Source organism: Arthrobacter rhizosphaerae (genome assembly GCF_023062595.1).
Lineage (GTDB): Bacteria > Actinomycetota > Actinomycetes > Actinomycetales > Micrococcaceae > Arthrobacter > Arthrobacter rhizosphaerae.
Genome location: NZ_JALLAN010000013.1, coordinates 68833 through 88333 on the forward strand (window position 1 = coordinate 68833; position 19501 = coordinate 88333).

18 protein-coding genes are annotated in these 19501 nt (G+C 62.8%); 6 read left to right on the forward strand and 12 right to left on the reverse strand.

Annotation, left to right across the window (positions count from 1 at the left end):
- Positions 1 to 163 precede the first annotated feature (163 nt).
- The 3 genes from ykgO to MU551_RS16715 are packed head-to-tail and all read right to left on the reverse strand — an operon-like array spanning position 164 to position 3173.
- Positions 164 to 286, reverse strand: a complete 123-nt coding sequence (gene ykgO / locus MU551_RS16705) for a type B 50S ribosomal protein L36 (RefSeq protein ID WP_011693081.1) — start codon at positions 284 to 286, stop codon at positions 164 to 166.
- Between the two features lie 44 nt (positions 287 to 330).
- Positions 331 to 1464, reverse strand: coding sequence for a GTP-binding protein (locus MU551_RS16710; RefSeq protein WP_247046431.1), 1134 nt, complete (start codon positions 1462 to 1464; stop codon positions 331 to 333).
- A 47-nt stretch (positions 1465 to 1511) separates the two neighbouring features.
- Positions 1512 to 3173, reverse strand: coding sequence for a glycoside hydrolase family 3 N-terminal domain-containing protein (locus MU551_RS16715; protein ID WP_247046432.1), 1662 nt, complete (start codon positions 3171 to 3173; stop codon positions 1512 to 1514).
- Between the two features lie 213 nt (positions 3174 to 3386).
- Here MU551_RS16715 and MU551_RS16720 point away from each other — a divergent pair, with 213 nt between their 5' ends.
- Both MU551_RS16720 and MU551_RS16725 read left to right on the forward strand, forming a co-directional pair.
- Positions 3387 to 4538: a glutamate--cysteine ligase gene (locus MU551_RS16720; protein WP_247046433.1), complete on the forward strand. Its 1152-nt coding sequence runs from the start codon at positions 3387 to 3389 to the stop codon at positions 4536 to 4538.
- A 118-nt stretch (positions 4539 to 4656) separates the two neighbouring features.
- Entirely contained in the window at positions 4657 to 5523 is an 867-nt protein-coding gene (locus MU551_RS16725; RefSeq protein ID WP_247046434.1) for a VanW family protein, read from the forward strand.
- Positions 5524 to 5537: 14 nt separating this feature from the next.
- Here the strand turns inward: MU551_RS16725 and tsaD are convergent, their stop codons facing one another.
- The 6 genes from tsaD to MU551_RS16755 all read right to left on the reverse strand — a co-directional run bounded on the left by tsaD (position 5538) and on the right by MU551_RS16755 (position 10856).
- Positions 5538 to 6620, reverse strand: a complete 1083-nt coding sequence (gene tsaD / locus MU551_RS16730) for a tRNA (adenosine(37)-N6)-threonylcarbamoyltransferase complex transferase subunit TsaD (RefSeq protein WP_247046435.1) — start codon at positions 6618 to 6620, stop codon at positions 5538 to 5540.
- Positions 6617 to 7120, reverse strand: coding sequence for a ribosomal protein S18-alanine N-acetyltransferase (gene rimI / locus MU551_RS16735; protein WP_247046436.1), 504 nt, complete (start codon positions 7118 to 7120; stop codon positions 6617 to 6619). Before rimI ends, tsaD begins: the two co-directional genes overlap by 4 nt.
- On the reverse strand, positions 7117 to 7788 hold the full coding sequence (tsaB, locus tag MU551_RS16740; RefSeq protein WP_247046438.1) for a tRNA (adenosine(37)-N6)-threonylcarbamoyltransferase complex dimerization subunit type 1 TsaB: 672 nt from the start codon (positions 7786 to 7788) through the stop codon (positions 7117 to 7119). The genes rimI and tsaB overlap by 4 nt, the downstream gene beginning before the upstream one ends.
- On the reverse strand, positions 7788 to 8399 hold the full coding sequence (gene tsaE, locus MU551_RS16745; protein ID WP_247046542.1) for a tRNA (adenosine(37)-N6)-threonylcarbamoyltransferase complex ATPase subunit type 1 TsaE: 612 nt from the start codon (positions 8397 to 8399) through the stop codon (positions 7788 to 7790). Before tsaE ends, tsaB begins: the two co-directional genes overlap by 1 nt.
- A 47-nt stretch (positions 8400 to 8446) precedes the next feature.
- A complete protein-coding gene (alr, locus tag MU551_RS16750) occupies positions 8447 to 9649 on the reverse strand; it encodes an alanine racemase (RefSeq protein ID WP_247046439.1) in 1203 nt (400 codons plus the stop codon).
- Between the two features lie 115 nt (positions 9650 to 9764).
- Positions 9765 to 10856 carry a carbohydrate kinase family protein gene (locus tag MU551_RS16755; protein ID WP_247046440.1) on the reverse strand — a complete coding sequence of 364 codons (1092 nt, stop codon included), beginning with the start codon at positions 10854 to 10856 and terminating at the stop codon, positions 9765 to 9767.
- Between the two features lie 58 nt (positions 10857 to 10914).
- Between MU551_RS16755 and MU551_RS16760 the strand changes: the two genes are divergently transcribed.
- Positions 10915 to 12330 carry a family 4 glycosyl hydrolase gene (locus MU551_RS16760; protein ID WP_247046441.1) on the forward strand — a complete coding sequence of 472 codons (1416 nt, stop codon included), beginning with the start codon at positions 10915 to 10917 and terminating at the stop codon, positions 12328 to 12330.
- Between the two features lie 22 nt (positions 12331 to 12352).
- Here MU551_RS16760 and MU551_RS16765 read toward each other — a convergent pair whose 3' ends face one another.
- Positions 12353 to 12874 carry a GNAT family N-acetyltransferase gene (locus MU551_RS16765; RefSeq protein WP_247046442.1) on the reverse strand — a complete coding sequence of 174 codons (522 nt, stop codon included), beginning with the start codon at positions 12872 to 12874 and terminating at the stop codon, positions 12353 to 12355.
- Between the two features lie 98 nt (positions 12875 to 12972).
- Here MU551_RS16765 and mshA point away from each other — a divergent pair, with 98 nt between their 5' ends.
- The 3 genes from mshA (at position 12973) to MU551_RS16780 (ending at position 17051) form a co-directional block, all read left to right on the forward strand.
- Positions 12973 to 14241: a D-inositol-3-phosphate glycosyltransferase gene (gene mshA / locus MU551_RS16770; RefSeq protein WP_247046444.1), complete on the forward strand. Its 1269-nt coding sequence runs from the start codon at positions 12973 to 12975 to the stop codon at positions 14239 to 14241.
- A 24-nt stretch (positions 14242 to 14265) separates the two neighbouring features.
- Positions 14266 to 15948: a formate--tetrahydrofolate ligase gene (locus MU551_RS16775; protein WP_247046445.1), complete on the forward strand. Its 1683-nt coding sequence runs from the start codon at positions 14266 to 14268 to the stop codon at positions 15946 to 15948.
- A 146-nt stretch (positions 15949 to 16094) separates the two neighbouring features.
- The gene (locus MU551_RS16780; RefSeq protein ID WP_247046446.1) at positions 16095 to 17051 is read left to right on the forward strand and encodes a DUF559 domain-containing protein; all 957 of its coding nucleotides are present in this window, start codon (positions 16095 to 16097) and stop codon (positions 17049 to 17051) included.
- 128 nt (positions 17052 to 17179) lie between these two features.
- On the opposite strand, the gene MU551_RS16785 is transcribed toward MU551_RS16780, so the two are convergent.
- Both MU551_RS16785 and mgrA read right to left on the reverse strand, forming a co-directional pair.
- Positions 17180 to 18265, reverse strand: a complete 1086-nt coding sequence (locus tag MU551_RS16785; protein ID WP_247046447.1) for an inositol-3-phosphate synthase — start codon at positions 18263 to 18265, stop codon at positions 17180 to 17182.
- A gap of 161 nt (positions 18266 to 18426) precedes the next feature.
- Positions 18427 to 19464 carry an L-glyceraldehyde 3-phosphate reductase gene (mgrA, locus tag MU551_RS16790; protein ID WP_247046448.1) on the reverse strand — a complete coding sequence of 346 codons (1038 nt, stop codon included), beginning with the start codon at positions 19462 to 19464 and terminating at the stop codon, positions 18427 to 18429.
- Between the last annotated feature and the right edge of the window lie 37 nt (positions 19465 to 19501).

Below are 19501 nucleotides of genomic sequence, written 5' to 3' on the forward strand. Positions count from 1 at the left end.
AGCCCTGGCGGGCTTTCCGTTCCGCCTCCACCCCAAGCTCATTCTTCACTTGGGGCCCCTGAGGCGTCTCTTAACTCATTTCAGCCCTGGCGGGCTTTCCGTTCCGCCTCTTCCCCGCCCTCGTTCCTCAGGCGGGGGCCCCTGAGGCCTCACTTAACTCATTTCAGCCCTGGCGGGCTTTCATTCGCGGATTCTTTTTGTTGATGACGAATGTTCTTCCTCTTCGGCGGACGATTTGGGCGCCTGGGATCTTTTTCAGGGCACGCAACGAATTCCTGACCTTCATGTTTTCTCCTTCAATGGTTGTCACCGGCGATATGCCGGCATTTTCTACAGACTGCTTTCCAGCTCCCAGGGATCCTCAAGGGTGGCGAAGTCCTGGGCCATTTCTTCGTCAGTCAGCTGGCAGGCATCAAGCAGGGAGCGGATCTCGCCGCCGTCGATGTCTTCACCGCGGCCCGTCACCGCCACTACGGTGCTCCGGTCACCGAACTTCGGATGCCAGGCAAGCACGGCATCGGCGTCGCCCGTGTTTGCAGTCAGTCCCTCTTCCTGGTCCGCCACCCACCGGCCGGTGTTTTCCAACCACACACGGGGACCGATGCCCATCAGGCCGATCCTCTGGGCCGGAGCGGACGCCATCCAGAGCCTTCCCCGCAGCCAATGTGAACCGGCGGCCAGGCGAGGCAGGGCTTCCCGGAAGCGCTCTGGATGAAGGGGCCGCTCCACACTGTGCAGCACCGTGCAGAATTCCCCGGAACGATCCCGGACAGGAACCCGAACAACCCCGAGCCGTGAGCGTGATGCAGCTTCCCGCCTGTCGTAGCAACGGGGGCGGAAGTGGTCGTGTGCCTCCACGAGAACGGCATGCGGGGCCAGTTGCGTCATGAGTTGGACGCCGGAGTGCCAGTCACTTGATTCCTTGTCCACGCTGCCGGCCAGTTGCGCGCCGAGGCCGGCTTGGAGCATCACAGTATCCACGTGCGCGAATTCGGTAATAAGGAACTCCCCGCTGGTACGGTCGTCTCCTCGTGCTGAAGTGAATCCGGATTCGAAGAGTGTATGCCGGTCCCAGATCTGGTGCTCGAGTTCCGCCGGATCGACCGCCAGCACGGCATTGTCAATCAAGATGTTGTCGCCCAGCCGTGCCGTCAGCTCCGCGACCACCAACCCCGTGGCAACTCCGGGCGGGAGGCCCAACACCACATGGGTGCAGTCCGTATCCATGAGGCGCTCCACAGTGGGCACCACATCCAGCCTGACAGTGCAGCTCAGGCAGCCATGCTCCAATGGCGTCTCTGCCCGCTCGATGAGCACACCATTCCGAAAAATCCGGCGCAGGACAACGTACCCCTCGAGGAGATCATGATGTACCACCACGGAATTTCCATGGGTCTCCCCCAGACGGAAGGTTGCTTCCTGGCGGCATTGGGTATCGAGCGAACTGACAAGGGATAAATGCATCCCCTGAGCTTAGATGACAATCATTCTCATTAGCAACTGCGGTGCAGCTAAAGACAACCCGAGCCCCGGGGGTAACTTCCGACGTCGACCGGCAGTTTTCCGGGCGCTGAAGCTTTGCCCGTAAGGACCGCAAGCAATGCGTCAAAGGCCCCCGGTGTGCGCCCGTACAGCGCAATCCTGGTGGCCGCCGTTGATGAAGCGAGGGACCAGGGTGCATCGAGGGAAACGGCCACGTCGGCTTTGACGGGCCCTTCACCGAAACCGATGAGGCTGACCGTAGGGCCAGTTCCGATGGTGACGCCGGCACTCGCTGCGGCTTTCGCAAAGCGTGCACGATCCGCTGCCGAACCTCCGGTCACCGTCGCAGCGCCCTGAATGATTGATCCGTGGCAAGGACCGGAAAGTACGGTGACCGCTGCGGCCGAAAGTTTCCGTGACAGATCCGCGCTGCTGCCCGGACCCGGTGCCGGTGGAACGCCCGTCCGCCCACGCCAGACCATCATGGTTATAACCCGTTGGGCTGCCTCGTTCAGGCGGTCGTTGGTGAGTGAACCATTTCCGACGGCCTCGACAATGGCCTTATGGGCGGCTTCAACGTCGGGTGGCATCAGCAGGAGATCCGCCCCGGCCGCCAATGCCTTGGGCGCAGCCGACCCGCCCGGAAATTGTTTCTGAATAGCCTCCATGTTCAGGGCGTCGGTAACGGCCACGCCTTTGAAACCGATGCTGCGCAGGACGGTGTATGTTGCTTTCGACACCGACGCAGGCATGCCCGGTTCCAGTGCGGGCACGGCGATGTGCCCCGTCATCACGATGGGAACGCCGGCCGCGATACCTGCCCTAAAGGGCATCCAGTCCCTTGCTTCCAGTTGAGCCGTGGAAGCGGGTTGAACGGGAAGGTCCAGGTGGGAGTCCACCGTCACGGAACCGTGGCCTGGGAAATGCTTGATGGCCGGCAGCACGCCGGCGGCCAGCATCCCCTGGGAAAAGCCGACAGACATTTGGCCGACTGTTTCCGGGTTCCCCGATATCGAGCGTGACCCGATGGTTGGATCCGTCGGGCCGATGGTGACGTCGGCGTCCGGCGCAAAATCCACATTGAACCCCAGCCCCGCCAGTTCACCCGCCAGCGAGCGGCCGGCGTCGGAAGCCAAGAAGGGATTCCCGGCAGCCCCGTAGCTCATGGGCGTAGGCCACTCTGTGAGTGGCGTACGAAGCCTTGAAACCAGGCCGCCTTCCTGGTCGACGGCGATCAACCCGGGCCACGTCCGGCCGTCCGCCGAAGTCGCCTTCTGCAGGTCAGCGGTGACCTTGCCCATGGCCGCCGTATCGACCTGGCCGTCGGGGGTCCCTGGAACGTTGTCCGCCATGACTATGGAACCGGCGAGGTGCAGCCGTTCAATGGCCGCCGCCTGGGCCGCATGGTCCAGGCCCTGGTAGAACGGCAAAAGGACCTGGCCTGCCTTCTGGCTGACCGTCATCGCGGACACTGCAGCGGCGGCGGCGTCCAGATCCTTCTGCCCGGGGCCCCAACCCAGTTTTTCACCGCCCGGTGAGTCTGTCGCGGACGGAGGTGCCGCCGTCGTCGATTCCTGAACCGATGGCGAGGCGGACGCACCGGGAGCCGAACTAGAGCCGGACGGGGACGGCGAGCCTCCCGCGGGCCCGGGCGTGCAGGCAGCAGCCAACAGGACGGTAGCGAAAATCATCGTCAGGGTTCTTGCAGGAGACCGGCTGGTTCGAACACTGCTTTGAGCCTCAGCGTAAGTGCTGCCAATCCGGAGGGGGCCGATGTGAAAACTGTCACGTGCGCTTTGAAACCAAGCCATCATACCGATGCTACCCCTGCACTAGACTTGAGGCACGGTTGCCCGCTCTGGGGGAGGCAGCTGCAAGGGCAGGTAAAAACGTAAAGGGACCACATGAAGATTGATTTTGCTGCCTCCAGGCAATCAACTCTTGGAGTGGAATGGGAGCTTGCGCTCGTCAACGCTGAAACCGGTGAATTGGCGTCCGTGGCCAATGAGGTTCTGCGCGGGGTGGCCGTCAATCACCCGGAACTGAACGACGACGACGAACACCCGCATATCAAGCAGGAACTTCTGCTGAACACAGTGGAGCTCGTCACCGGCATCTGCGAGACGGTGGCCCAGGCAAAAGAAGACCTCAGCAGTTCCCTCGCCGCTGTTCGCGAGGTCACCGACCCCATGGGCGTGGAAGTCTTCTGCGCCGGAAGCCACCCCTTCAGCCCTCCGCAGCTTCAACCCGTCACTGATAAGGCCCGCTACGCGAAGCTGATCGACCGCACGCAATGGTGGGGCCGGCAGATGGTGATCTACGGCGTGCACGTCCACGTTGGCCTGGACCGCAAGGAAAAAGCCCTTCCCGTGGTTGATGGTCTGGTCAACTACTTCCCCCATTTCCAGGCGCTGTCAGCGTCAAGTCCTTTCTGGGGCGGTGAGGATACCGGTTACGCCTCCCACCGGGCCCTGATGTTCCAGCAGCTTCCCACCGCAGGGCTTCCGTTCCAGTTCTCCACCTGGGATGAATACGAGTCGTACGTGCAGGACATGTTCACGACGGGCGTCATCGACACCATCTCGGAAATCCGCTGGGACATCCGCCCGGTTCCCAATCTGGGAACCATTGAGATGCGGATCTGCGACGGCCTGGCCACGCTTGAGGAAGTGGGGGCCGTGGCTGCGCTGACCCAGTGTCTCGTCGACGAACTCTCCACCACTCTGGACAATGGCGGCACGATTCCCACCATGCCTCCGTGGCATGTCCAGGAGAACAAATGGCGTGCAGCCCGGTACGGCATGGACGCCATCATTATCCTGGACGCCAACGGCAACGAACAGCTTGTGACCGACCACCTCCTGGAGACGCTTAACCGGCTGGAACCTGTTGCCGCTAAGCTCCGGTGCGCGGATGAGTTGGCCGACGTCGAAAAGATCGTTCGGCGGGGCGCCGGCTACCAGCGGCAGCGCCGCGTCGCCGCGGAAAACGGCGGCAATCTGCAGGCTGTGGTCCTCGACCTCGTGAAACAGATGAGGAACGGACCCACCGCCTGAGCGGCGGCCGCGTTGAGACAATAAATCAGTTCGCGCACGGTGTAACCAAAGTCCCCGAAGCGGAAACTTCAGGGATGTGGCACGTTGCCATGCAGGTTCGATCCGGGGGAAATACCGTATGCCGCGTAAATTGTTCTGTGAGTTGTCGCCGTTGACGTACTGGATATCGGTACAGCGGATGGTCCTCCAACGAAAGCTCCAGGACGTGTTTTCCGGAGCAAAGTTCGCCACTGTCAGAGATAGCGAGACGCTGCCAGTGGTTGTTTACCGGCACAACTCCCTGATCCGGAGGAAGCTCGGCAACGTAGACCTGCACTTTCAGGAAAACAAAGCCGTCAGCCTCGGAATCGCCGCTCCCCTGGTGAACCTGGTGGTGATCAGGCCCGGCGAGACGTTTTCCTTCTGGAATCTGGTAGGAAGCTGCACAGCCGCCAAAGGCTACCGCGAAGGTCTCACCATCAATAACGGGCGTGCCGAGTCAGGAATTGGAGGCGGGCTGTGCCAGTTCACAAACCTGCTGCACTGGATGGTCCTCCACAGCGAACTAACCATTGTGGAACACCATCACCACGGCGAACTGGACCTGTTCCCGGACTTCAACAGGCAGATCCCCTTCGGATCCGGCACGTCCATCATCTACAACTACCTTGACTACCGCGTCCGCAATGACACTGACCAGAGCTTTCAGTTCCTGGTGTCTGTCACCGATGAGCACCTGTGCGGAGAGTTGCGGGCAGAGAAGGTCCCCGCCGTGAAATTCCACATCAAGGAAGAAGATGCTTACTTCCAGGAGTCCGGCGGGCAGGTTTTCCGGCACAACAGGATCGTCCGGCTGACCAGGGATAAACGGAGCGGCCTTATCGTCTCGAGAGAGCAGATCCTGGAAAACAACGCGCTGGTGGTCTACGACCGGGATCTGATCACAGCGGACATCCTCCCCGAAGAAGCAATCGTGCGCTCCGAGGCCTACAACGTACTTGTCTAGGCCGCAAGTGCGGTTCAGGCCGAAATGGTGGTGACCGGCATCGATGAATCCGGCGCGAACGCTATCCCGCTGGGCCCGATGCCGGCCATCACGAGCTGGGCTCCCAGGGCTGCCACCATGGCGCCGTTGTCGGTGCAGAGATCCAAGGGCGGGACGTGCAGCGTTATTCCTGCAGCGCTGCAACGTTCTCCCGTGAGCTGCCGCAGCCGGGAATTGGCCGCCACTCCCCCGCCAAGGAGCAGGCTGGTGATGCCGTTCTCCCGGCACGCGAGGACTGCCTTGGAGGTGATGACATCCACCACGGCCTCCTGGAAGGCCGCCGCGACGTCCGCAACAGGAACAGGCTCTCCCCGCGCCTCAAACTGCTCCACACAGCGGGCGACGGCGGTCTTGAGGCCGCTGAAGGACCAGTCATAGCGGTGGGGGCCTGGCTCCTCGGCCGTGCCCATATACTTCGGCTGGGTCAGCCCTCGCGGGAAGCGGATTAACTTTGCGTTTCCCGTTCGCGCCAGCCTGTCGATGGCAGGTCCTCCCGGGTAGCCCAGTCCGAGCAGCCTGGCCACCTTGTCGTAGGCTTCTCCGGCTGCGTCATCGATGGTGGAGCCGAGCATCTCCACGTCGTCAGTGATGCTCCGGATCCGAAGTATTTCAGTGTGCCCCCCGGAAACCAACAGGGCGCCAAGATTCTGCGGAAGGACTCCTGCCCTTTCACCATCAGCTTCCAGGACGCCTACCCCTACGTGCGCCACCAGGTGGTTGATGGCGTATAGGGGTTTGCCTGTGGCCACGGCCAGCGCCTTCGCAGCACAGACCCCCACCATGAGTGCCCCCGCCAGACCCGGACCGGCGGTGACGGCAACGGCGTCGACCTCTTCCAGGGTGACACCCGCCTCAGCGAGTGACTGCTGGAGGGTGGGAACCAAAGCGTCGAGATGAGCCCGGGAGGCGATCTCGGGTATCACGCCGCCAAACCGGACGTGTTCCTCCATGGAGGATGAGACCGTGTTGCTCAGCAGGGAGGTTCCCCGCACGATGCCAACGCCGGTCTCGTCGCAGGATGATTCGATTCCAAGAACCAACGGCTCGTTGCCGTTCATGGGCGTTCTGCTTCCGTCGTGGGCACTGTTTCTGAAAGTGGGAGCCTCATGATCAGGGCGTCTACGCCGTCCCGGTAATACCGCGGCCGGACGTGGATCTGCTCGAAACCGAAACGGAGGTAGAGCTGCTGGGCGCGCGGGTTGTCGGCACGGACCTCAAGCAGTACGTCTTCTGCATTCCGGCGGCGGCTTTCCCTGATCAATGCGGTTAGTAACGCGGAGCCGATTCCCTTGCCTTCCTGCTCCGGAATCACGGCGATGGTCTGGACATCGGCTATGGGCTGGATACACATGAGCCCGGCATAACCAACGATGGCCCCGGCCGCTTCAGCCACCAGATAGTGGCGGGTGTCTGACTGGCCCAGCTCGTCGACGAACATCTGCAACGGCCAGGCGTCCACGGGAAACAGTCTGCACTCAAGCTGGTGTACTGCAGAAATGTCCTCGGCAGTCATTTCCCGCAGAATCACACTGTCTGCATCCTCGGGGCGCTCACTCATAGCGCACGCTTCCGGGGCCCAGGGACCTGGGCATCGGACTCGCGCAGGTAAAGCGGCGTGGAATCGGGCAGTTCCCCGCCTGCCGCCAAACGCGCGAGGGCGAATTGCCCCAGATAGAGTGCGTCCGGCTGCTCGGAGCTGAAGTCCGCATTGGCGCGGAGGGCGTCCGGGTACAGTCCGGCTCCGGCGCCATACGCGGGGAGATCCGGAACGTCTGCCGCGAAGCCGACGTGGGGGCCGTCCACGAGTTGCGGCAATTGCCCCTCTTCCAGGGTGTAGCGGGCCCAATAAACTTCTTTGCGCCGGGCGTCGGTGGCCACAATGAATTCAGGGGCGGCCTCTGTTGATTCAGCCACCTCGAGGGCCACAGCATCGAGGCTCATCATCCCGTAAAGGGGCTTTTGCCAGACGAAAGCCAGGGTCCGCGCGGTGGCGATGCCGGAACGCAGCCCCGTAAACGGTCCCGGTCCCACGCCTGTGACGATGGCGTCGATATCAGGGCCGGTGATGCCTGCTTCTGCGAGCATCCGGTTGATGCCTGGTGCCAGAACCTCGGCGTGGCTTCGGGTGTCTTCCGTGGAGAAGTTGCCCACCACGCCTTCCATGGCGTCATCGGAAACCAGGGCGGCACTGGCCACAGCCGAGGTGTCGATGGCAAGGATCAGCATCAGGAGATTCCTTCCGGGATGCCCGGCCATGATGGTTGCCGGGCCCAGCGTGGCCCAAATCCACGGATCACAATGGATCGTGGTTCGTCGTCGTCCTCCGGAGCGAAGTCGAGGACACCGGACGGTTCGGAGTCAGCCGGTTTGCGGTTATGAGGTGAGTTGGAGGCGTCAGGAAGTCCTGCCGAGCCAAGCCGGCGATGAAGTTCAATCTCAAGCCGGCTGTCACTCAAGTGCTCCACCCGCTCCCTCCCCCATTCCACGACTGTCACAGAGCTGTCCATCGTGTTCTCCAGGTCGATGTCATCTATTTCCGACGCCGAGCCGAGACGGTACGCATCCACGTGCACCAGGTCCGGTCCGCCCGGCCGCGGCCCGTCCGACAGGTTGGGATGGATGCGGACCAGCACGAAGGTGGGCGAAATAATTCCTGCCCTGACCCCAAGACCCTCGCCCAGACCCTGGGTAAAAGTGGTCTTCCCGGCCCCCAGTTCCCCGGTGAGGACGAGGAGATCCCCCGCCTCGAGAACCGAGCCGATTGCAGCGGCAAGCTGATGAGTCTGTTCTGCGGTTTGGACGTGGAACGTCTGTTCCCACTGGGCTGAGCCTGGCAGCTCTGAGTCGGGCAGCTCTGATTCGGACAGCGCGCCCTGTTCGGCGCTCACGGCGTCGGCTCTTCGTTGATGTATCGTCGCGGCACCCGCGGACTGATCCGGGTCACGATCTCGTAGTTGATGGTTCCGGCTGCCCGCGCCCAATCATCTGCCGTGGGACCGCCGTCGTTCCCCTCCCCGAACAGAACCGCCTCGCTTCCCAGCCGGCTGTCCCCGCCCGCTGCCACATGCAACGGTCCAAAGTCCACCACCATCTGGTCCATGGCGATTGTGCCCACCACCGGGTACGTCACCCCGTCAATGCGGACCGGGCCTCCGGTGGCAACTCGCGGAACGCCGTCGGCATAGCCAAGCGGGATGAGCCCGAGTGTGCTGGCATCTTCGGTACGGTACCGGAGTCCGTAGGAAACTCCCTGATGGGCCGGCACGTCTTTGCAATGCGCCACCAGCGTCCTTACGGTCATGGCGGGCCGCAGCCCCAGCTCGGCCGACGTCTGTCCCCTGAAGGGGGAAAGCCCGTAGACGCCGAGCCCGACGCGCACCAGGTCGAAGTGGGTATCAGGACGGGACAGTGCGGCGGGGGTGTTGGCAAGGTGCCGTATTTCCGGATCCACTCCGGCGTCCTCGGCGACAGCCAAGGCATCGCGGAAGGCTGCGAGCTGTTCATCCGTCTCGGGCCGCTCCGGTTCGTCAGCCACAGCCAGATGCGAGAAGACTCCGGCGACGCGCAGCAGGCCCTCCTCCTGGTATTCGACAGCTGCCCCCACAAGCTTGTCCCACGACTCGATGGTGGCGCCGTTACGTCCAAGGCCGGTGTCCACCTTCAGGTGAACCCTGGCGGGCCGCTCCTGATCCCTGGCGGCGGCGACGATGCTGTCCAGTTCCCAGCCTGAACACCCGATATCTATTCCGGCAGCAACGGCTGCAACAAAATTGGTTTCGGGCGTGTGCAGCCAGGCGAGAATCGGTGCGTCGATGCCGGCTGCCCGGAGGGCCAAAGCCTCGGTCACGTGGGCGACTCCCAGCCATTGCGCCCCAGCCGCGAGCGCGGCCCTCGCCACAGGAACCGCGCCATGGCCGTAGGCATCTGCTTTCACCACAGCCATGACCCGCGCAGGAGAAGCCACAGCTACCAGTCGCCTCACGTTGTGCCGGATAGCCTCAAGGTCGATCACGGCGGACCGCTCGTCGCTCGCGTTGGGGGACGCATACGACGCCGGTGCAGGGCCGCCTGCTGCTGGGTAAGTCACCCTAGTGATTCTAGTAGCGGCCGGACACGTCGCTTAATTCGCCGCCTCGGCAGACGACTGGAGGTACACCGCCGGGTCACACCGCCGGGTCACACCGCCGGGTCACACCGCCGGGTCAGGCGTCGGAGAGGTGCGCGATGGTGGCAGTAGCGCGTCGCTGGGCCTCCGGCGGGACGTCCCGGACGATCTCCTCAAGGAATTTGTACCGCCGCAGCCACTGACTCCCCTGCCGCTCGGGCCGCGCGTTCGCTTTCTTCCACCAGTCAGCGATGTCTCCCCAGCCTGGTGCAGCCAGGGACCCACCCACCTGTTGTACGGCCAGCGCGGCGCAGAGGTTGGCGAAACGCAGCCGGTTACCCAGCGGCCATCCGGCCAGGCATCCCACCACGAATGCGGCACCAAAGCAGTCACCGGCGCCGGTGGGATCAAGGGCAGGAACCGGCAGGGACGGCACCCATTCCTCTTCGCCGGTCTCGGAATCCACAGCCATTGCGCCTTGCGGTCCGAGAGTCACGACCGCGACCGGAACCCGGTCAGCCAAGGAATAGAGTGCAGCCCAAGGATCACGCTTGCCGGTGAACGCCATGGCCTCCCGCTGGTTGGGCATAAAGGCGTAAAAGTACTTCAGGTTGTCCAGCCTGCTGGGCAGCCAGGCCCCGCTCGGATCCCACCCAACATCCCCGAACAGCTTGACTCCGGCTCCTTGGGCTGCGAGGGCCCAAGGCTCCATATCCTCGGCGAGGTCGGTGATTGCGGCGAGGGCAGGCGGCGGTTGTCCGATCAGGTCCGATGACGTCAGTGGTGCAGGATGTCCGTGCGTGACCATGGAGCGGTCCTCCTGCACACCGAGAGAAACAGTGACAGGCGAATGCCAGCCCGGAATGCGCCGGGAAAGGGACAGATCCACGTGTTCCTGCCCTGCCAGGATTTTCCAGTTGTAGTCCCCGTACCCGTCATCCCCGAAGGCGGCGGCCAGCCCGGTCCGGAGGCCGAGCCTCGCTGCCGCAATGGCCTGGTTGGCTACGCCACCCGGACAGCTTCCCATGCCATCGCTCCAGACTTCCGTGCCTGGCTCGGGTGCGTGGGGCAATCCGGTGAAAATGATGTCCTGAAAAACCGTCCCGGAAAGCAGCAAATCGAATCCATCTGCCCCCGGAGTACGGACACTGGACAGCGGATCGAACCGTCGGGCAGGAATAGCGTCCATGTCCGGCAGACTACGCTGTGACGCCACTGCTGCAAAGGGGGAGGCATAGACTCTGGTCATGCGGCTTATGATTGCCGGCGGTGGCGGTTTCCGTGTCCCCCTGGTTTACCGGGCGTTAGCCTCCGGCCCCTTTTCCGGCCTGGTCCGGGAACTGGTCCTGTACGACGTCGACCCTGCAAGGCTGGAAGCCATGGACGCCGTTCTCAATGCGATGGCGTCTGAAGCATCCTTATCCCCAGCACCCCGAAGCCAGCTGACCATCCGAACCACCACCTCCATGACTCAAGCCCTGACCGGTACAGACATGGTTTTCGCGGCCGTAAGGCCCGGCGGCACAGCAGGCCGGGTAGCCGACGAGCGCGTCGCGCTTGAGCTGGGGCTGCTGGGGCAGGAAACCACCGGAGCAGGCGGGATTTCGTACGCCCTGCGGTCCATCCCCGCCATGCTGGAACTGGCTGAGGCCATGCGCCAACTCGCTCCGGAAGCCTGGCTGATCAACTTCACCAATCCCGCAGGGATGGTCACCGAGGCTCTGAGGCCTATCCTCGGCAGCCGGGTGATCGGCATCTGCGACTCCGCCAGCGGTCTGGTCCGGCGTGCAGCCGAAGCGGCAGGAGTCCCCCTTCCCGAAGGAAAGCTCGACGGCGTGGGCTACTACGGGTTGAACCATCTGGGCTGGTTGTATCGGCTGGAGTCCGGGGGCCGGGACCTGCTGCCGGAGCTTTTGTCCGACGCCCGGGCACTGTCCGGTTTCGAGGAGGGAAGGCTCTTCCCCCAGCCGTTCCTGGCGCAGTTGGGCTGCCTGCCCAACGAATACCTCTTCTACTACTACGACACCGCCAAAGCCGTTGCGGCTATGCGCTCAGCTGAGGGTACACGGGGCGAATCCATCCACAGTCAGCAGCGGGACCTCTACCCGCGCCTGGCAGCAGCAGGACCGGCAGCCTACTCGTTGTGGGACTCAGCCCGCCGCTCACGCGAGGAGGGCTACCTGGCTGAGGCCCGTCCTGCCGGCGAGGAGCGCGACGCCGAGGACCTTGATGGCGGCGGCTACGAGCGGGTCGCACTCTCCATAATGCGGGCGCTCGCAGGCGCGGGCAACGCGGAACTCATCCTGAATACAGTCAACGCTGCCGGTGACAACGCCGGCGCCCAACCTTCTGCCGACGGAACCACAGCGATACCGGCGATACCCGGACTCCCCCCGGACGCCGTCGTCGAAGTTCCGTGTGTTGTAAGCCCCGAGGGCGCCGCGCCTCTGCCGCAAAGCGTCCCCTACGATTCGCAGCTGTCCCTGATGCTCAGCATCAAGCAGGTAGAAAGACTGACCATTCGCGCCGCAACTCTGGGGGACCGCGATGCGGCCATTGCGGCCTTTGCTGAGCATCCCTTAATCGGGTCGGAAAGCCTCGCATCGGAGTTGCTGAACGGCTATGAAAAGGCCTTCCCGGCTTTGCGGGAGCGCTGGCGTTAGGCCTGCCACCACCGGCCTCCGGCTAGAGCTTGCGGTACATCACGTGCAGCCCCACCAGGCCGTCCTTCGGGTGGTTGAAGGCTTCGGGGATGGTGGCCAGCACCTCGAACCCCAAGCTCTGCCAGGCTTTGACGGCCCTCGTGTTGCTCTCGACGACGGCGTTGAACTGCATGGCGCGGAAGCCGGCCTCACGGGCAGCTTCCAGGGAATAGGTGCAGAGCGCACGTGCCACGCCTTTGCCGCTGTGGTCCTGATGCACCATATAACCGGCGTTGGCCACATGGCTTCCCGCTCCGCCGTAGTTGGGGTGCAGCTCACCGGTCCCAATCACGGTGCCGTCCTGGACAGCGACGAAGGTCTGCCCGGGCTTTTGCTTGAACCAGACCTCCTTCGCCTTCCCCTCAGGGGTGTCACGCTCCCAGGTATAGGTCTCACCTGCGCGGATGATCGGCTCCATGATCGCCCAGATTCCGGGCCAGTCGTCCTGGGTTGCGGGTCGGATCCGGAACGATGCTGTTTCTGTTGATTCTGGTGTTCGGCTCACAGGCGCCACGTTAGCAGCCATACGAGGACTGCAATTGCCCCCGGGTGTACAGGAGTAGTGTTTTATCGAGTGCTGTTGGAGAGGCCGAAAGGAGAGCCGTGACCCTGATTCGGCGTGTCGCATTCCTGTCGTTGCACACCTCTCCCATGGAACAACCCGGCTCCGGGGACGCCGGCGGCATGAACGTGTATGTTCGTGCACTGGCTTCAGCGTTGGCTGCGGCCGGTGTCGAAGTGGAGATCTTCACCCGATCCACCTCCGCCGGGCAGGCCGCCGTCGAACATCCCGATCCGGGTGTCTGCGTACACAACGTGATTTCGGGCCCGCCCCGGAAGCTCCCCAAGGAGGATCTTCCCGAGCTGCTGCACAGCATGGTCGCGGAAATCGAACGGATCCGCGAGCGCCAGCCGCACGGGCGCTACGACCTCATCCACTCCCACTACTGGGTCTCGGGAGTGGCTGGGCTGGAGCTTTCCCGGCTGTGGAATGTCCCTTTGGTGCACACTATGCACACCATGGCCAAGGTCAAGAACCTGCTCCTGCATTCCGGCGAGAAGCCTGAGCCGAGGCGGCGCGAGGATGGCGAGCATCGGATTGTCGATGGCGCCACCCGGCTTGTTGCCAACACCGCCCACGAAGCTTCGGAGCTGGTCTCCCACTACAACGCCGATTTTGACCGCATCGACGTTGCCCCGCCCGGAGTCGATCTGACCGTCTTCACGCCCGCGTTCCGGAGCCGTTCCCGCAAAGAGCACGGCGTGCAACCCGGCACCTTCCACCTGCTGTTCGCCGGCCGTATCCAAAGGCTCAAGGGACCTCAGATTCTCCTGAAGGCGGCCACCCTGTTGCGGACCCGGCGTCCGGACATCGATCTGCGGCTGACAATCCTCGGGTCGTTGAGCGGGTCAAAGGACTTTGACCTGAAGGCCCTCATCAAGGCGGCAGGAATGGACGACGTCGTCACTCACCGTCCGCCGGTCAACGCAATGGACCTCGCGGGCTGGTACCGCTCTGCCGACGTCGTGGTGATGCCGTCTTACAGCGAATCCTTTGGTCTGGTGGCTTTGGAAGCGCAGGCGTGCGGAACACCCGTGGTGGCAACGAAAGTGGGAGGGCTGTCCAGGGCTGTTTTCCATGGCCGAACAGGCCTGCTGGTGGAGGGCCACCGCCCTGCCGACTGGGCCGACGTCCTTGAAGCCCTCTACGACGACCCCACCACCCGTGAGGATATGGGACGGGCGGCGGCGCTGCATGCCGAAAGCTTCGGCTGGCAGCGCACTGCGGCCATTACGCTGGAGAGCTACCACGCCGCCGTCGAGCAGTATCTTGGACACCGGCAGATCCCGGTGGGCCGAGCCACACCCTAGCCACCCCCTAGCCGAAGGACGACGATGTCTGAAGAAAAGGTGATGAGCGATCTTGAGATCGCCCGGCACGCAACAATGCACCCCATCGGGGAGATTGCGGCAGCGGCGGGGATCAACGAGGAAGCCGTCGAGGCCTACGGTCGGTTCAAGGCCAAGATTGATCCGTCCAGGCTTGCAGTCTCCGAAGCCCGGGGGAAGGTTGTGTTGGTCTCGGCGATGTCCCCCACTCCAGCCGGCGAAGGAAAGTCCACCACCACAGTGGGTTTGGCTGACTCCCTGGCACGAGCCGGTCACAAGGTGATGATTGCCCTGCGCGAACCATCGCTCGGACCTGTCCTGGGGATGAAGGGCGGCGCGACCGGCGGCGGATACTCCCAGGTCCTGCCAATGGACGAGATCAACCTGCATTTCACGGGTGACTTCCATGCGATCACCTCGGCGAACAACGCGTTGATGGCGCTGGTGGACAACCACATCTTCCAGGGCAACGAATTGAACATCGATCCCCGCAGGATGACGTTCAAGCGGGTGCTGGATATGAATGACCGCTCGCTGCGTGAGGTGGTGATTGGACTTGGCGGCCCCGTCCAGGGCGTGCCGCGGCAGGACGGATTCGATATCACCGTGGCCTCGGAAATCATGGCCGTCTTCTGCCTCGCCACGGACCTGACAGACCTCAGGGAACGCCTGGGCCGGATCACTTTCGGTTACACCTATGAGCGCAAGCCTGTGACGGTGGCCGATCTGGGTGTCCAGGGCGCCCTCACCCTGCTCCTCAAGGAGGCCATCAAGCCGAATCTGGTGCAAACCATCGCCGGTACTCCTGCCCTGGTCCATGGCGGCCCGTTCGCCAACATTGCCCATGGCTGCAACTCGCTGATTGCCACCCAGACCGCCCGCCGTCTGGCGGACATCGTGGTCACCGAGGCGGGTTTCGGCGCCGACCTCGGGGCGGAAAAATTCATGGATATCAAGGCCAGGGTAGGCGATGTGGCACCGTCAGCTGTGGTGGTGGTCGCCACCATCCGGGCATTGAAAATGCATGGCGGGGTAGCCAAGGACAACCTGACCGCACCGAACCTCGAGGCGTTGGCGGGCGGCATCGCCAATCTCCAGCGTCATGTTCACAATGTGGAGAAGTTCGGACTGACACCCGTGGTGGCGATCAACAGGTTTGCGACGGACACGGCCGAGGAACTCGATTGGTTGCTGGACTGGTGCGCCCAGGAAGGCGTGCCGGCCGCCGTCGCTGATGTCTGGGGCCGGGGAGGTGGCGGCGACGGCGGCGATGATCTGGCAGCCAAGGTGGCGGCCGCCCTCGACGTTCCGCACACCTTCAGGCACCTGTACCCTCTGGAGTTGTCGGTGGAGGAGAAGATCCGGACCATTGTGCAGGAGATGTATGGGGCAGACGGCGTCGACTTCTCGGTACCGGCCCTCAAGCGGCTGGCGGAGATCGAGAAAAACGGCTGGAGCGGGCTGCCTGTCTGCATGGCCAAGACCCAGTACTCCTTCAGCGATGATGCTTCACGGATGGGGGCGCCGAAGGGCTTTGTCATTCATGTGCGCGATCTCCTGCCCAAGACCGGGGCCGGCTTTATCGTTGCCCTCACCGGTGCCGTTATGACAATGCCGGGACTCCCCAAAGACCCCGCCGCTCTGCGCATGGACGTCGACGCCGATGGCAATCCGGTAGGCCTCACCTGACCCTCCCTCACCTTTCGCCCCTCAAACCCAAACCCTCCCTCACCTTTCGCCCCACAAACCCAAACCCTCCCTCACCTTTCGCCAGGCCAAGTGGCGGCTGTGGATAACTTCTGCGGGGATTGTCCCCGGCGGGTAAGAATTCCCCTATGCAAAAGAACAACCTGCCGGGCGACCTTGGGACGATGCCCTTCACTCTTGAATCTGCCTTGGAGTTGGGTGTCACGGAGAGGAGATTGCGGAACTCTGATGTGGCACACATCAGCCGAGGCCTGTACCGCCCCCTGAGCTGGGACTTTGATCTGGAGGCAGCGGCGCGGGCCCTATCGGCCGCGTCGCCGGGGGCCTGGATCTCCCACGTCACTGCGGCTCGGATAAAGTGTTTCATTTTGCCCCCTTGGCTTGCCGACTCTACCGAGCTTCACCTGAGCAAGCCGCGATCGCTTCCCGAGGTGCGCCGGAAGGGTGTCATTGGCCATACGGTCCTAGCTCGAGACGATGAAATCGAAGTGACAGACGGGATTCGAATCAGCACCCCGTCCCGCACCTGGCTGGATATGGCCCGGCGAGTGTCGCTTGATGACCTTGTATGTATGGGAGATCAGCTGATCAGAATTCCGCGTCATCATTTCGAAGGGCGGTCCCAGCCGTTTGACACGCTGGATGGTCTGAGCTCTCTGGTGAAACGCCACCCGAATCTTCAAGGAGTTGTGCGAGCCAGGGAAGCGCTGGAGTTGATGCGGATAGGGGCCGACTCAGGCCCTGAAACACTGCTTCGCCTGGCAATTTCGGACTTGAACCTACCGGAACCTGAGCTCCAGTTGGCTCTAAGGCCGGAGGACCCGAACTCGCCGACTTGCGACCTCGGCTATCGTCAGCGCCGATTAGCGATCCAGTACGACGGCGGTCATCACCTTCTGGAGCCACAGAGACTGAGCGACAGACGGCGGGATAGAGCCTTCGAAGCAGCTGGCTGGGACGTGCTGATCTTCGATAAAGACGACCTAAGCGACAAATTTGAGAATGCTGTTGTCAGAATCCGGCGGATGCTGCGGACCGGCCGCCTGGACCATCCGGCCGCGTCTGGATTTGTTGACGCGATGTGAGGGAGCGTCACCCAAAAACCCGCAAAAGGTGAGGGAGCGTTTGTTAGAGAAATGACGAACGCTCCCCTACCTGCGAGAGGTGAGGGAGCGTCAGCCAAAAACCTGCGAAAGCTGAGGGAGCGTCTAAGTTAGCGCTCGAGGTCTCCGCGGATGAAGGCCTCCACCTTTTCACGGGCAAGGTCATCGTTGAACTGCTCCGGAGGGGACTTCATGAAGTAGCTCGAGGCGGACAGCAGCGGGCCGCCGATGCCACGGTCCAGGGCGATCTTTGCGGCGCGGATGGCATCAATGATGACGCCGGCCGAGTTCGGCGAGTCCCAAACCTCCAACTTGTACTCCAAGGAAACAGGGGCATCCCCGAAGTTACGTCCCTCAAGGCGCACGAAAGCCCATTTGCGGTCGTCGAGCCACTGGACGTAATCCGACGGACCGATGTGCACGTCCTTTGCAGCAAGTTCGGCCTCAACGTTGGAGGTCACGGCCTGGGTTTTGGAAATCTTCTTGGATTCAAGGCGGTCCCGTTCCAGCATGTTCTTAAAGTCCATGTTGCCGCCGACGTTCAGCTGGTACGTGCGGTCAAGGGTAACGCCGCGGTCTTCGAAGAGCTTGGCCATCACGCGGTGGGTGATGGTGGCACCGATCTGGCTCTTGATGTCGTCGCCCACGATGGGTACGCCGGCTGCCGTGAACTTGTCAGCCCACGCCTTCGTGCCTGCAATGAACACGGGGAGGGCGTTGACGAAGGCCACGCCTGCATCGATGGCGCACTGGGCGTAGAACTCAGCGGCCTCCTGCGACCCAACCGGCAGATAGCAGACCATAACGTCCGCGTTGGCATCCTTCAGCGCCTGGACAACGTCCACGGGCTCCGCCGGCGACTGCTCAATGGTCTCAAGGTAGTACTTGCCGAGGCCGTCCAGAGTGTGGCCACGCTGAACGGTCACGCCCGACGGCGGGACGTCTGCGATCTTGATGGTGTTGTTTTCGCTGGCCAGGATGGCGTCAGCAAGGTCGACGCCGACCTTCTTGCCGTCGACGTCGAAAGCCGCCACGAACTGAACATCATTGACGTGGTACTTTCCGAACTCCACGTGCATCAGACCCGGAATCGTTGCCTGGGGGTCGGCATCCCGATAGTACTGAACACCCTGGACCAGTGACGCGGCGCAGTTGCCTACACCGACGATTGCAACACGAATGGGATTTGAAGACACGGAACTCCTTTGAGAACAAACGTCACGCACCCTGCGCGGTCCTGCCCTGATGCGGAACGGCGACTGATGGGCACAGCGCCATGCGGCGCCCTTGCAGTCTATCCAATGGTGCCGTTGCTTCGCTCGTTCCCGGCACTGCATGGCCACTGCCGGGAGTTTGTTTACGCCTTGAGAGCCGCGCTGATGTCGGATTCGACGGCGAACTGGTCGATCGCAGCCAACTCCTCCTCTGTAAAGCCGAGGTTGTTGATGGCAGACAGTGTGTCTTCGAGTTGCCTGACACTGGAGGCACCAATCAGGGCTGAGGTCACGGGGGTCCCCTTGGGCTGGTCACGGAGAATCCAGGCGACGGCCATTTGGGCGAGCGTCTGGCCTCTCTCAGATGCGAGGCCATTTAGCCCGCGGATGCGATCCAGTTTGTCCTCGGTAATTGCAGCTCCGGACAGGAAGCGTTCCTTGGCAGCCCGCGAGTCGGCGGGGATGCCGTTGAGGTACCGGTCGGTCAACTGGCCCTGAGCCAGGGGCGAGAAGGCAATGGAGCCTGCGCCCACCTGTTCAAGAGCCTCGTACAGGTTCGGCGTGCCGTTCTCGGTCCAGCGGTTCAGCATGGAGTAGCTGGGCTGGTGGATCAGCAGGGGCGTGCCGAGTTCCTTGAGGATGGCCGCGGCCTCAATGGTCTGTTCCGGCGTGTAGGACGAAATACCCGCATACAGGGCTTTTCCTGAGCGCACTGCATAATCCAGTGCCCCCATGGTTTCTTCCATCGGAGTTTCGGGATCCGGACGGTGACTGTAGAAGATGTCCACGTAGTCCAGGCCCATACGCTGCAAGGACTGGTCCAGGCTGGACAGCAAGTATTTGCGGGAGCCCCATTCACCGTAGGGGCCGGGCCACATGTAGTAGCCGGCTTTGGTGGAGATGATCAGCTCATCGCGGTAGGGCTTGAAATCGTCCTGCAGGTGCCGCCCGAAGTTGGTCTCGGCAGTTCCGTCGGGCGGGCCGTAGTTGTTGGCGAGGTCGAAGTGGTTGACGCCAAGGTCAAAAGCCCGGCGAAGGATGGCACGTTGTTCGTCGAAACGTTTGTCGTCGCCGAAGTTGTGCCACAGCCCGAGAGAAATGGCCGGCAGTTTGAGTCCGCTGCGTCCAGCGCGGCGGTACGGCATGGATTCGTAGCGGTCTTCCGCAGCGGAATAAGTCATACGTTCTATCCTGCCAGCCGCGGGACCGTCGCGGGGC